This is a genomic window from Microbacterium sp. As-52 (assembly GCF_049949185.1).
In the GTDB taxonomy this organism is placed as follows: Bacteria; Actinomycetota; Actinomycetes; order Actinomycetales; family Microbacteriaceae; genus Microbacterium; species Microbacterium maritypicum_A.
In genome coordinates, this window is record NZ_CP188171.1 from 2,045,998 (window position 1) to 2,057,700 (window position 11,703).

The 11,703-nt window shown below is 69.9% G+C and carries 10 protein-coding genes; 4 read left to right on the top strand and 6 right to left on the bottom strand.

Going from position 1 to position 11,703, the window contains the following annotated elements; all coding sequences use genetic code 11:
• From ACLFA2_RS09785 to ACLFA2_RS09805, 5 genes are all read right to left on the bottom strand, one after another.
• Entirely contained in the window at positions 1-1,263 is a 1,263-nt protein-coding gene (locus ACLFA2_RS09785) for an ABC transporter substrate-binding protein (RefSeq protein WP_292766048.1), read from the bottom strand.
• A 95-nt stretch (positions 1,264-1,358) separates the two neighbouring features.
• On the bottom strand, positions 1,359-2,348 hold the full coding sequence (locus tag ACLFA2_RS09790; RefSeq protein WP_136024709.1) for a LacI family DNA-binding transcriptional regulator: 990 nt from the start codon (positions 2,346-2,348) through the stop codon (positions 1,359-1,361).
• Positions 2,349-2,476: 128 nt separating this feature from the next.
• Complete coding sequence (locus ACLFA2_RS09795; RefSeq protein ID WP_136024708.1) at positions 2,477-3,409, bottom strand: DnaJ domain-containing protein; 933 nt, start codon at positions 3,407-3,409, stop codon at positions 2,477-2,479.
• A gap of 71 nt (positions 3,410-3,480) precedes the next feature.
• Positions 3,481-4,134: an IMPACT family protein gene (locus ACLFA2_RS09800; protein ID WP_426621193.1), complete on the bottom strand. Its 654-nt coding sequence runs from the start codon at positions 4,132-4,134 to the stop codon at positions 3,481-3,483.
• Positions 4,135-4,164: 30 nt separating this feature from the next.
• A complete protein-coding gene (locus ACLFA2_RS09805) occupies positions 4,165-5,151 on the bottom strand; it encodes an aldo/keto reductase (RefSeq protein ID WP_136024706.1) in 987 nt (328 codons plus the stop codon).
• 230 nt (positions 5,152-5,381) lie between these two features.
• Between ACLFA2_RS09805 and ACLFA2_RS09810 the strand changes: the two genes are divergently transcribed.
• The 4 genes from ACLFA2_RS09810 to ACLFA2_RS09825 all read left to right on the top strand — a co-directional run bounded on the left by ACLFA2_RS09810 (position 5,382) and on the right by ACLFA2_RS09825 (position 10,010).
• Positions 5,382-7,526, top strand: a complete 2,145-nt coding sequence (locus ACLFA2_RS09810; protein WP_426621194.1) for an MMPL family transporter — start codon at positions 5,382-5,384, stop codon at positions 7,524-7,526.
• On the top strand, positions 7,492-8,799 hold the full coding sequence (locus ACLFA2_RS09815; protein ID WP_029260669.1) for a sensor histidine kinase: 1,308 nt from the start codon (positions 7,492-7,494) through the stop codon (positions 8,797-8,799). The genes ACLFA2_RS09810 and ACLFA2_RS09815 overlap by 35 nt, the downstream gene beginning before the upstream one ends.
• Positions 8,796-9,419 carry a response regulator gene (locus ACLFA2_RS09820; protein ID WP_029260668.1) on the top strand — a complete coding sequence of 208 codons (624 nt, stop codon included), beginning with the start codon at positions 8,796-8,798 and terminating at the stop codon, positions 9,417-9,419. The genes ACLFA2_RS09815 and ACLFA2_RS09820 overlap by 4 nt, the downstream gene beginning before the upstream one ends.
• 126 nt (positions 9,420-9,545) lie before the next feature.
• The gene (locus ACLFA2_RS09825; protein ID WP_426621195.1) at positions 9,546-10,010 is read left to right on the top strand and encodes a DUF2871 domain-containing protein; all 465 of its coding nucleotides are present in this window, start codon (positions 9,546-9,548) and stop codon (positions 10,008-10,010) included.
• A 109-nt stretch (positions 10,011-10,119) separates the two neighbouring features.
• On the opposite strand, the gene cycA is transcribed toward ACLFA2_RS09825, so the two are convergent.
• Positions 10,120-11,589, bottom strand: a complete 1,470-nt coding sequence (cycA, locus tag ACLFA2_RS09830) for a D-serine/D-alanine/glycine transporter (RefSeq protein ID WP_426621196.1) — start codon at positions 11,587-11,589, stop codon at positions 10,120-10,122.
• Positions 11,590-11,703: the final 114 nt, after the last annotated feature.

The window sequence follows — 11,703 nt, forward strand, 5'->3', positions numbered from 1 at the left end:
TCACTCGGCGACGAGCGCGTCGATCTTCTTCGCCGCGTTCCCGAGGAAGTCGTCGATCGACTCCTTGTCGAAGATCACGGCGGAGGAGTACTCGTCGCGGAACGCCTGCCACGCCTCGACGGAGTTGGGGATGCTGGGCACGTCGGCGGTCTTCTCAGCCTGCTCGGCGAAGGCCACGTAGTTCGGGTTCGCAGCGAAGTAGTCGCCGTAGGTGTCGGTGAGTCCGGTGCGCATCGGCATCTGCCCCGTGGCCTCGAGCAGCTGGCCGTCGCTGTCCTCGCTGGTGGAGAACTTCAGGAACTCCCACGCGGTGCCCTGGTTCTTGCAGGCCGTGAACATCGACACGCTCTTCGAGTCGGCGAAGGTCGTCGGAGTCTCTCGGCCGTCGCTGGTGGGCACCGGCATGAAGCCTACGTCGACGGTGTCGGCGTAGGAGGGGATCGCCCAGGGGCCGGCGAGCTGCATGGCAGTGGTACCTGCCGACATCGCGTCGTCGGTCGACGCCTCGTTCGGCGACAGCTTCTCGTCGTAGAAGGTCTTCCAGAACTCCGAGACGGTGCGCCCGGCATCCGAGTCGAACGTGGACTTGCCGTCTTCGACGAGCATCGTGCCGTCGGTCTCGGCCAGGTACAGCGGATAGAAGTCGAACCACGGCTGGTAGAACTCGCTCGTCGGCGCCGGCCAGATCGCACTCTGCACGCCGGAGGCGACGATCGCGCGCGACCCCTCGAGGAACGCGTCGTACGTGTTCATCTGCGGGTCTTCTGGGTCGATCCCTGCGGCCTGGAAGAGCGCCTTGTTGTACATGACCATCACGGGGTTCGACTTCCACGGGAGCTGGTAGAAGCTGCCGTCGCTCGCGTAGGCGTCGACCTCTCCACCGCGCTCGGTGATGTAGTCGCTGCCGCCGTCGATCTTGCTGAGGTCGACGAGTCCGCCCTGCTTGACCCAGCCCGAGACCGCGGCCGGGGCCACGTTGTAGACGAGGCAGGGAGCCGTGCCGGCGGTGATCGCGGCGGTGATCGCCTCTTCCGAAGAGGAGCCGGCGGGGATCTCCTGCGCCTTGACCTTCTCGTCGGGGTGCTCGTCGTTCCAGGCCTTGACCACGGCGGTGCCCCAGGCGAGTTCCTGTTCGTTGTTGGAGAGCCAGATGCTGATGGGGCCGGTGCCGTCGGCTGAGCTTTCGCCGCCGCCTCCGGCCGAGCATCCCGTGGCGATGAGAGCGGTGGCGCCGATCAAGGCGATTGCGCGGAGCTTCTTCATGGTGTCCTCCTTGACACTGCGGGTGGTGACGCTGCGGGTGGTGACGCTGCGGTGGTGATGCTGCGGTGGTGATGCTGCGGTGATACGGATGTCTACTAGCTGGTGCTCTCCCGGAAGTGCACGACGTTGCAGTCGACGATCTCGGTGCGCGGCTGCGCCCCGAGGATGTCTGCCCGCAGGAGGCGGGCGGCGGCGCGGCCTCGGGCCGCGGGGTCGGATGAGACGCTGGTCAGCGCCGGAGACAGGTGGGCGGAGAGGTGGTCGTCGTCGAAGCCCGAGATCGCGAGGTCCTGCGGGATCGAGAGGCCCTGGGAACGGGCGTAGGAGAGCCCGGCGATGGCCATGGTGTCGTTCGAGTAGAGGATCGCAGTCGGGCGGTCGGGCAGGGCGAGGAGCTCGGCGGTGCGGGTGCGCCCGCTCGCGGCGGTGAAGTCGCCCTCGCGGAGCAGCTCGTCGTCGCCGATCGCCGCGACATAGGCGTCTGCACGCGCTTTCGAGTGCACGTATTCGAGCGGCCCGGAGATGTGGGCGATGCGCTCGTGCCCGGCGGCCCGGAGGTGCGCGATGATCTCGCGGACCGGGGCGGTGTCGTCGGTTCGCACACACGAGAACCCGGTCGGCTGGTCATAGGCGCCCACCAGCACGGTGGGCAGTCCGAGGTCGTCTAGGAAGGGCACACGCCAGTCGTCGGTGCGCAGGTCGAGCAGGAGGGCGCCGTCGGCGCGGCCGTGGGTGAGCGTGCGGTAGGCCCGTTCCTCGGCGTCGCGGTCGGGGACGACCTGGAGCAGGAGTGCCGTCTCGGTCTCGGCGAGCACCGACTCGACGCCGGCGATGAAGGCCGGGAAGAAGGAGTCGTTCGCGATGACCTGGGGGTCGCGGGCCAGCACCACGGCGACCGCGTTGGCTCGACGGGTGGCGAGTGCCCGTGCGCTCTGGCTCGGCGCCCAGTTCAGCTTCTCGGCCGCTGCGAGGACCTTCGCCTTCGTCTCGTCGGAGATCGGGCGGTTGCCGCTCAGGGCGTGCGAGACCGTGGCCTTCGTGACGCCTGCTTCGCGAGCGACATCGGCGATGGTCGTGCGGCTCATGCCACCTCCTCGTGGATTCCGGACGCTCCGATGCGCTCATCGATGAACCGGTTTGATGAGTGTAAACCGGTTTGATTTCGGAAGTCAACGGTACGACCGCGGTGCGACGACGCTCGGCGAGCGCGGGCTCAGACGAAGCGGACGGTCTGCTGCAGGCGGGTGCGCACGTCGAAGAGCTCGTTGCCCCCGATCGCCCGCGCCTGCGGCACACCCTGACGCAGCACCATCGCGAGAGCGCTGCGTCGCACCACGACGACCGGAACTCCGCGGCTCGTGCCGAGCGGCGTGACGGCTTGGGCGAGGTCGTCGTCGGGCAGCACGATGATCGCCCCGCCGAAGCGCACGCGCGCGGCCTTCGCGACGGTGCGCATCCGACGCAGAGCAGCGGTGACCGGCGCGCGGGTGCCCAGACTCGGGCCGGTGATCTCGCCGCGGCGGAAGCCCACGACACCCCCGAAGTCTTCAGACATCACGCCGTACAGTCCGGACGGGCCGAGCACCACATGGTCGAGTTTGTCGTCGGCATCCGCTCCCACCGCGACGTCGTGCCACACCGTGAAGCCCATGCCGAGGTCGGAGACCGTGCGGGCCGTGGCCTCCTCCGCCAGCGCGTCGGCGAGCATCCGCCGCAGGTCACGCGGAGCCGAGCGCACGAGCGCGGGGTCATACGGATCGGGGACCTCGACGCCGCGGCCGGCCCATTCGCGAATGAGCACGAGGTAGCGTTCACGGCGCCAGCCGCCGGGGTGCCCGTAGGACCGGGCGCGGGGACGGGTGTCGGTGCGGGCGGCGGGCGGGCGCCATCCGCTCCACTCGGTCCCGGGCTCGGCGGCCGTCGCTCCTGCCACACCGGAGCGGCGGTCGTAGGCGGCGCGGCTCTCGACGGTGCCGACCAGCTCCCACGCGCGCTGCACCTGGATGAACATCGCCGCATCTCCACCGGTATCGGGGTGCGTCTGCCGGAGGCGGAGGCGATAGGCGCGGCGCAACTCGACGTCGTCGACCGTGGGGTCGACGTCGAGGATCTCGTAGGCCGAAGCCGAGAGCGGACTGTCGAACATCGCTCTCCCTCCGCGACCGCGGCATCCAGGATATCCGGCGGCCGTTGTGGTTCTCCCGATGCCGGGGGGGGTCAGGCGGGCACGTCGACGATGCGCTCCACGCCGAGGACGGGTGCGATCCCGCCGCCCGATGCGGCGGCGAGGTCGTCCGTGAGGTGCGCGAGCTCCGGCTCCGGTGCCCACAGCTCGAGCGTGGCTGTCGCCGTGTAGGTCGGCTCGCCGAGCGTCGCGCCGTGATGCGCCGCCCATTCGCGAAGCAGGTTGTCGTAGCGACCGGTGTCGGCGTGCGGCACCTCGAACGTCACCTGGCGCAACGCCGCTCGCCGCACGAGCGCGGCCAGGTCGAGTGCCTCCGACACCGCTGACGAGTAGGCACGCACCAGGCCACCCGCTCCGAGCTTCACCCCGCCGAAGTACCGTGTCACGACCGCGACCACGTCGGTCAGTCCGCGCCGACGCAGCACCTCGAGCATCGGGATGCCCGCGGTGCCGGACGGTTCGCCGTCATCCGACGACCGCGCCTGATCGCCGAGCAGACCGGTCACCATCGCCGTGCAGTTGTGGTTGGCATCCCACGCCTTCTTGCGGATGCCGGCGATCACGGCCTCGGCCTGCTCGACCGAGGTGACGGGCTCGATCCGCGTGAGGAAGCGTGACTTGCGGATGACGGTCTCATGCTCGACGGCAGACGCGATGGTCGCGGGGTAGCTGCGGGCGGCGGTCACCCGCCTCACGATACCGATGCCGCGGGAGGCTCAACGATCGACGAACGCCATCTGCTGCGGGTTGTAGCGGTCACCGCTCACGCCGATGCGTGTCGCGAGGGCAGTGAGGTCGGCGACCTCGTCGGCCGAGAGTGCGACGGCCGTGCTCGCGGCGTTCTCCGCGATGCGGGTGGTGCGCCGGGTGCCGGGGATCGGCACGATCCACGGCTGCTGGGCGAGCAGCCAGGCCAGCGCGATCTGGCCGGCCGTGGCGTCCTTGGCGGCGGCCAACTGCGCGACGTGCGCCACGAGCGCCTGGTTCGCGGCCCGGTTCTCTGCCGTGAAGCGCGGAATCGTGGCGCGGATGTCGCCGGCCGCGAAGTCTGACGCGGTGTCGACGGTGCCGGTCAGGAAACCTTTGCCGAGCGGGCTGAACGGCACGAATCCGATGCCGAGTTCGGCGAGCACCGGCAGGATCTCAGCCTCGGGGTCGCGGGTCCACAGGGAGTATTCGCTCTGCAGCGCGGTGACGGGATGTACGGCGTGCGCGCGGCGGATCGTCTCGGCCGACGCCTCGGAGAGCCCGAAGTGGCGCACCTTCCCCTCGGCGATCAGCTCGCCGACCGTGCCGGCGACGTCCTCGATCGGCACATCGGGATCGACACGGTGCTGGTAGAAGAGGTCGATCACGTCGGAGCGCAGACTCCGCAGCGATGCCTCGGCTACCCGGCGGATCTGCTCGGGTCGACTGTTCAGGCCGACGCTCTTGCCGTCCTGGATATCCCACCCGAACTTCGTCGCGAGCACGACCCGGTCGCGGATGGGCTCGAGTGCCTCGCCCACGAGCTCCTCGTTCACATACGGTCCGTACACCTCGGCGGTGTCGAAGAAGTCGACGCCGTGATCGACCGCCGAGCGCAGCACCGCGATCATGTCGTCGCGGGTACCCGGATTGGGGCCGTAGCTCTGTGACATGCCCATGCAGCCGAGTCCGACCGCGGAGACCTGAAGGCCCTGTCCGAGAGTGCGCGTGTGCATGAGTGGTCCTTTCGTCGCGGCCGCGGACGGATCGGCGGCCTGGACCCGACGCTACGCGCACGTGCGGCGACGGGGGAGGGTCTGGTGGAACCCCGTTGACGGGAGCCCCTCTCTCGGCAGGAGGCCGCTGCCGGACCCTCCTGCGCGCCGCGCGGATCCATCGAAGGGTGGAGACCCGTCTCCGCCCCCTGCGCGATCCGGTCGAGGGTGAGGGCGGCTGGACTGGAGTCATGCTCCGCACCCTCCGCTCCCTTCCGCTGTGGCTCACCTCTCGTCGCGGGGGATGGATCTCCCTGCTGATCGCGGCGGTCGCGTTCACCGCCCTCCTCGCCGCGTTCGGACGGGCATCGGTCCCGGCAGGCAACGACGTGGCTCCGCCGGATTCCGAATCCGCGCAGGCCGCGCTCCTCGCCGAGCAGTTCCCCGACGCGGACGAGCACACGGTACTGCTGGTCGCCTCCCGTGACGACGACGCACAGCTCAGCGATGCCGACCTCGCCGCCCTCGGTGCGCTCTCGGGCGAAGTCGAAGCGGAGACCGGGCACGCCCCCCACGGTCCGATCGTCAGCGACGACGGCGAGGCCGCGGTCATCCAGGCGACGCTGACCCTGGACGACGACGACGACGACGCCGCCGCTGACGCCGTGCACGGTCTGCGCGACACCGTGGCGGTGCATCCCCTCACCGGGATGCACGTGCAGGTCACGGGCGGGCCCGCGTTCGGTGTGGACGTCGCCTCCGCGTTCGACGGCGCGGACTTCACGCTGTTGATGGTGACCCTCGGGATCGTGGCTCTGCTGCTCATCGTCACGTACCGCTCGCCCGTGCTGTGGATGATCCCCCTCATCGTGGTCGCCCTCGCCGATCAGCTGGCCAACAAGGCGACCGCGGCGATCGGCGCCGGGCTCGGGCTGCAGTTCGACTCCGGGATCGTGAGCGTGCTCGTCTTCGGTGCCGGAACGAACTACGCCCTCCTGCTCATCTCGCGCTACCGCGAAGAACTCGCCCGCGAGACCGATCATCGCCGCGCCCTGGTCGCCGCCTGGCGTGCCACCGCCCCCGCGATCGTCGCCTCGAACGTCACCGTGGTCCTGGCGCTGTCGACTCTCGCCCTCGCGGTGATCCCGGGAACGCGCGGGCTCGGCATCGCCTCTGCCGTGGGCCTGCTGATCGCGCTCGCCGCCGTGCTCCTGGTGCTGCCACCGGCGCTCGCCGTGCGCGGCCGTCGACTGTTCTGGCCGTTCGCGCCGCGCGTGGGCGATGTCGCGGCCACGGGCCGCGTGTGGGGTGCGGTGGCTCACCGCGTCTCCCGGCGCCCGTGGGTGCCGCTGGTCGGCGGACTCGCGCTGCTCGGCGTTCTCGCCGGTGGGCTCGCCGGAGCGTCCGTCGGGCTCACCCAGGTCGAGAAGTTCCGTGTCGTGTCCGAGTCGGCCGCAGGTCTCACGGTGCTCGGCGATCACTTCCCGGCCGGGGAGGCGCAGCCGATGATCGTGATCGGCGATACGGCGGAGGCCGATGCGCTGGTCGCCGCGATCGACGACGTGCCGGGTGTGCTCCGGGTATCGGCGACCGGGGAGAGCAGCGACGGAGCGCTCACCCGTCTGCTCGTCGTCGGTGAGCCGGCGCCCGGAACGCCCGCGAGCCTCGACCTGGTGAGCGCGGTTCGAGGGGCCGTGCAGACAGTGCCGGATGCCGACGCCGTGGTGGGCGGCCCGGTGGCGGCGGATCTCGATGCGCGCGAAGGCAATCGGCGCGACCTGCTGCTGGTCGTCCCGCTCGTCCTCGCCGTCAGTCTGCTCGTGCTGATCGTGCTGCTGCGTTCCCTGGTGGCGCCGGTGCTGCTGCTCGCGGTGAACATCCTCAGCGCGGTCGCGGCCATCGGTGCTGGCACGTGGCTGAGCAGGGTCGTGTTCGGGTGGGACGCGCTCGACCTCCAGGTGCCCCTGTTGTCGTTCCTGTTCCTGGTCGCGCTCGGGATCGACTACACGATCTTCCTCGTCCATCGCGCGCGCACGGAGGCACGGACGGTCGGCACGCGGCAGGGGATGGTGCGCGCCCTCACCGCGACGGGCGGCGTGATCACGAGCGCCGGTGTCGTGCTCGCGGCCGTGTTCGCTGCGCTGGGCTTGCTGCCCCTCGTCACGCTCGGGCAGATCGGCCTCATCGTCGGGATCGGCGTGCTCGTCGACACCTTCGTCGTGCGCACCCTGGTGGTCCCGGCGATCTTCGCGATCGTCGGCGAGCGGATGTGGTGGCCGCGGAAGGCCGGGGGTGCGGGATCCCGCGGGGATCGACACGCGGATCGACACGGAGACCGGCCGCACGGGGGAGAATACGAAGATGCCGCAGTCGCCATCTCCGCAGACGCGGACTGAGCGTTCCGGCCGCGTCGATTCCGCGGCCGGGATCCGCGCGCCGCGCACGTGGGCGAGCCTGGTCGGTTCCATCCGGATCGGTCAGGCCGTCATCACGGTCGTGCTGCTCGTGGTCGGTGCGTGGCGCGCCGCGGCGGACGGTGTGCCGCTGCCGTGGGTCCTCGCTCTCTCGCTCGTCTTCCTCGGCTGGTACGGCGGCGGTCTGCTGCTCGGCGAACGCACCGCCGACCGTCGCCTCGCGACCTGGTGGCTGCTCGGGCTGACCCTCATCTGGCTCGGCGCGGTCGTGGTCTCGCCGGAGTTCGTGTGGCTCGCCTTCCCGCTGTGGCTGCTCGCCGGATTCGTGATGCGCCTGCGGTGGGCGCTGCTGCTCAGCGTCGTGGTCCTCGCCGTGGTGGTGACCGCTCCGCTGCTGCACACCGGCACCACGACCTACGCGAACGTGATCGGTCCCCTCGTGGGCGGCGTCTTCGCGCTGGGGATCTCGCGCGGGTACCTCGAGCTCGTCCGCGACGGGCGCGAGCGCCGTCGGCTGATCGCCTCGCTGGTTGCGACCCAGGAGGAGATGGCAGCTTTGCAGGACGAGCTCGCCCGCACCCAGCGCGAGTCGGGGGCGACGGCCGAGCGCACCCGGGTGTCGCGCGACATCCACGACACCGTCGCGCAGAGCGTGTCGTCGATCGGGATGCTCGCGCGTTCGGCCCTGGAGGTCGACGATCCGTCGCAGCGCACGCGCGCTCTCGAGCAGATCGGCGCCCTGGCTGCGGAGGGGATGGCGGATGCTCGGCGCATCGTGAACGCCCTGGCGCCGGCGGAGCTGGAGTCGACGGCGCTCGGCGACGCCCTCGCCCGGATGCTGGAGCGCCTCACCGAGGAGACCGGGATCGAGGCCGCTCTGCACGCCGACGACGACCTGCCGTCGCTCGGCATCGACGCCGAGGTGGCCCTGCTGCGGACGGCGCAGTCGGCCCTCGCGAACGTCCGCTCCCACGCATCGGCCTCCCGTGTCGTGGTCACCCTGGCCGATGCCGGCGATGCGGTGCGCCTCGACATCGTCGACGACGGGATCGGGTTCGACGCCCGGCACTGGGACGCCCAGGGCGGCGTCGGCAGCCGCGGCGGCGGCTACGGACTGCGTTCGATGCGCGCGCGCCTGCGGGAGCTCGGCGGAGGGCTCGATGTGGAGAGCGCCCCGGGCGACGGCACCGCGCTCTCGGCGCACATCCCTCTGGGCCGCGCCGCTCAGGGGCGACGGAACGGAGAACAGGGATGACCCCGGTGCGCGTGCTGCTCGTCGATGACCATCCCATCGTCCGCGCCGGTGTGCGCTCGCTGTTCGACCACCGTGACGACGTCGAGGTGGTCGGTGAGGCGGCGTCCGGAGAAGAGGCGCTCGCTCTCGCTCGGCACCTGCATCCCGATGTCGTGCTGTGCGACCTGCGGCTCGGTGAGGGCATGGACGGCGTGCAGACGACCGCCGCCCTGCGCACGCAGGATCCGGCCCCGGCCGTCCTGATCCTCACGACATTCGATCGCGACGCCGAGATCCTCGGTGCGATCGAGGCGGGAGCGGCGGGGTACCTGCTCAAGGATGTCGCCCCCGACGAGATCGTGCGTGCGATCCGGCAGGCCGCATCCGGCGGACTCGTGCTCAGCCCGGAGCTCAGTGAGCGGGTGGTGCAGGTCATGCGCGCGCCGCGGGTGCGGCTGACGGGCCGTGAGCTGGAGGTGCTCCGGCTGCTCGACACCGGGGCGTCGAACCGCGAGATCGCCAAGACGCTGTTCGTGACGGAGGCCACCGTCAAGACCCACCTCGTGCACGTGTTCGAGAAGCTCGGCGCCGACAACCGGGCGCGTGCCATCGCCATCGCACGCGAGTCCGGTCTGCTCTGAGTCCGGTCTGCTCCGAGTCGCCCCCTGGCGCGGGCCGCGTGTGCGGGGCCGGACCCTGTCAACCGTTCGATGGATCCCCGGAACGGCCGCGACGCCGAGGCTGGAATCAGACCGAAAGGATTCCCGATGCGCAGACTCTTCACCGCCGCGTTCGCCTCCATGATCGCGGGCGTCGCCTCCGGACTCTTCTACCGAGAGTTCACCAAGATCAACGGCTTCCCCGAGGGGGAGGCGACGCAGCTCGGGCTCGCGCACACGCACCTGCTCGTGCTGGGCTTCATCGTGCTGTTGATCGTCCTGCTCCTCGAGAAGGTGTTCGCGCTCTCCGAGAGCCGCCTGTTCGGCTGGTTCTTCTGGCTGTACAACGCGGGCCTGGTGCTCACGTCGGCCATGATGATCTGGCACGGCTGCCTCACGGTGCTCGGGCAGGAGTCGTCGAGCATGATCGCGGGCATCGCGGGGCTGGGCCACATCCTGCTCAGCGCCGGTATGGTGCTGCTGTTCCTCGCCTTGCGGAAGCGTCTGTTCGCGACGAAGCCCGCCGCCCCGGCTGCCGCCCCGGCTGCGGCCGCCCCGGCCGTCTCGGCCTGACGGCGTTCACCACTCAGGAACGTCAGGGCCGGACAGCCGTGTCCCCGTGATCCGGTCCGGTGCCCGACGAAGTTCCTGAGTTGTGAACAGAGACCGCCCGAGGCCGGAGTCAGTCCGCCTCGACCGAGTCGTCGCGGAGGTGCGCGATGTGCGCCGCGTGCCGGGCCAGGTGGTTCGGGGAGCGGCGCACGAACAGCCAGGCCACGAGCAGCACGACGAACCAGATCGGCGTCACGAGCAGCGCGGTCAGCGTGTCGGGCTGGGTCGTGAGCGCCCACAGGATGAACACGAAGAACGCCAGCACCACGTAGACCATGAACACACCGCCGGGCAGCCGGAAGGTCGACGCGGCGACCTTGTCCTTGCGGGTGCGGCGGTACACGAGGTAGCTGCACAGGAAGATCGTCCAGACGAACATGAAGCACAGGGCCGAGACCGTCGTCACCATGTCGAACGCGGTGCCGATGTCCTTGCCCGCGTAGAGCAGCACGACGCCGGAGAACAGCAGGATGCACGACAGGAACAGTGCGTTCTGCGGCACCCGGCGGCGCGAGAGGCGGGCGAACATGCGCGGGGCGTCGCCGTCCTGTGCGAGACCGAACACCATGCGCGAGGTCGAGTAGATGCCGGAGTTCGCGCTCGACATGGCGGAGGTCAGCACCACGAGGTTCACCACCGTCGCGGCGATGCCGAGTCCGGCGAGGGCGAACATCGCGATGAAGGGGCTCTCGCCGGCGACGTACTCGGTCCACGGGGTGACCGCCATCAGCACGATGAGCGCGCCCACGTAGAACAGCAGCACACGGATCGGGATCGCATTGATGGCCTTGGGCAGGTTGCGCTTCGGGTCCTTGGTCTCCGCCGCTGCGGTGCCCACGAGCTCGATGCCGACGAACGCGAACACCGCGATCTGGAAGCCCGCGACGAAACCCATGAATCCGTGCGGGAACATGCCGCCCTTGTCCCACAGGTTCGAGAAGCTCGCGGTGCCGGCGTCGTGTTGGAATCCGGTGAAGATCATCACGAGTCCGGTGATGATGAGCGCCACGATCGCGACGATCTTGATCAGCGCGAACCAGAACTCCATCTCGCCGAACGCGGCGACGGTCGGGAGATTCAGGGCGAGCAGGATGACGATCACCAGCACGCCGGGGATCCACAGGGGGATTCCGGGGATGAGCGCATCCGTGTATCCCGCGATCGCGATCACGTCGGCGACGCCGGTGACCACCCAGCAGAACCAGTAGGTCCACCCCGTGAAGAAGCCCGCCCACGGGCCGAGCAGGTCGCTCGCGAAGTCGCTGAACGACTTGTACTTCAGGTTCGACAGCAGCAGCTCGCCCATCGCCCTCATGACGAAGAACAGCATGAAGCCGATGATCATGTAGACGAAGATCACCGAGGGGCCCGCGACCGAGATGGTCTTGCCGCTGCCCATGAACAGCCCGGTGCCGATGGCCCCGCCGATCGCGAGCAGTTGGATGTGGCGGTTGCTCAGCGCTCGCCGCAGATGCTGTTCCTCTCCGTCCGCGGCGGTGTCGCGCTCGCGTCCGGTTCCCCCCGTGTGCTGCTTCGTCACTTTCTTCCTCCGGTCCTCGTCGACGGTTGCCGTCCGACGGTACCTGGAGGAGGGGCCGAGTCCAGAATCGAGTACCGGTCTTCCGGCCTGCCGAATCGATTCGATAAGCTGGTG

Bases quoted from the DNA above. Each gene is read 5' to 3' on its own strand.
- ACLFA2_RS09785 (WP_292766048.1), bottom strand. From the start codon at position 1,263: ATGAAGAAGCTCCGCGCAATCGCCTTGATCGGCGCCACCGCTCTCATC.
- ACLFA2_RS09790 (WP_136024709.1), bottom strand. From the start codon at position 2,348: ATGAGCCGCACGACCATCGCCGATGTCGCTCGCGAAGCAGGCGTCACG.
- ACLFA2_RS09795 (WP_136024708.1), bottom strand. From the start codon at position 3,409: ATGTTCGACAGTCCGCTCTCGGCTTCGGCCTACGAGATCCTCGACGTC.
- ACLFA2_RS09805 (WP_136024706.1), bottom strand. From the start codon at position 5,151: ATGCACACGCGCACTCTCGGACAGGGCCTTCAGGTCTCCGCGGTCGGA.
- ACLFA2_RS09810 (WP_426621194.1), top strand. From the start codon at position 5,382: ATGCTCCGCACCCTCCGCTCCCTTCCGCTGTGGCTCACCTCTCGTCGC.
- ACLFA2_RS09815 (WP_029260669.1), top strand. From the start codon at position 7,492: ATGCCGCAGTCGCCATCTCCGCAGACGCGGACTGAGCGTTCCGGCCGC.
- ACLFA2_RS09820 (WP_029260668.1), top strand. From the start codon at position 8,796: ATGACCCCGGTGCGCGTGCTGCTCGTCGATGACCATCCCATCGTCCGC.
- ACLFA2_RS09825 (WP_426621195.1), top strand. From the start codon at position 9,546: ATGCGCAGACTCTTCACCGCCGCGTTCGCCTCCATGATCGCGGGCGTC.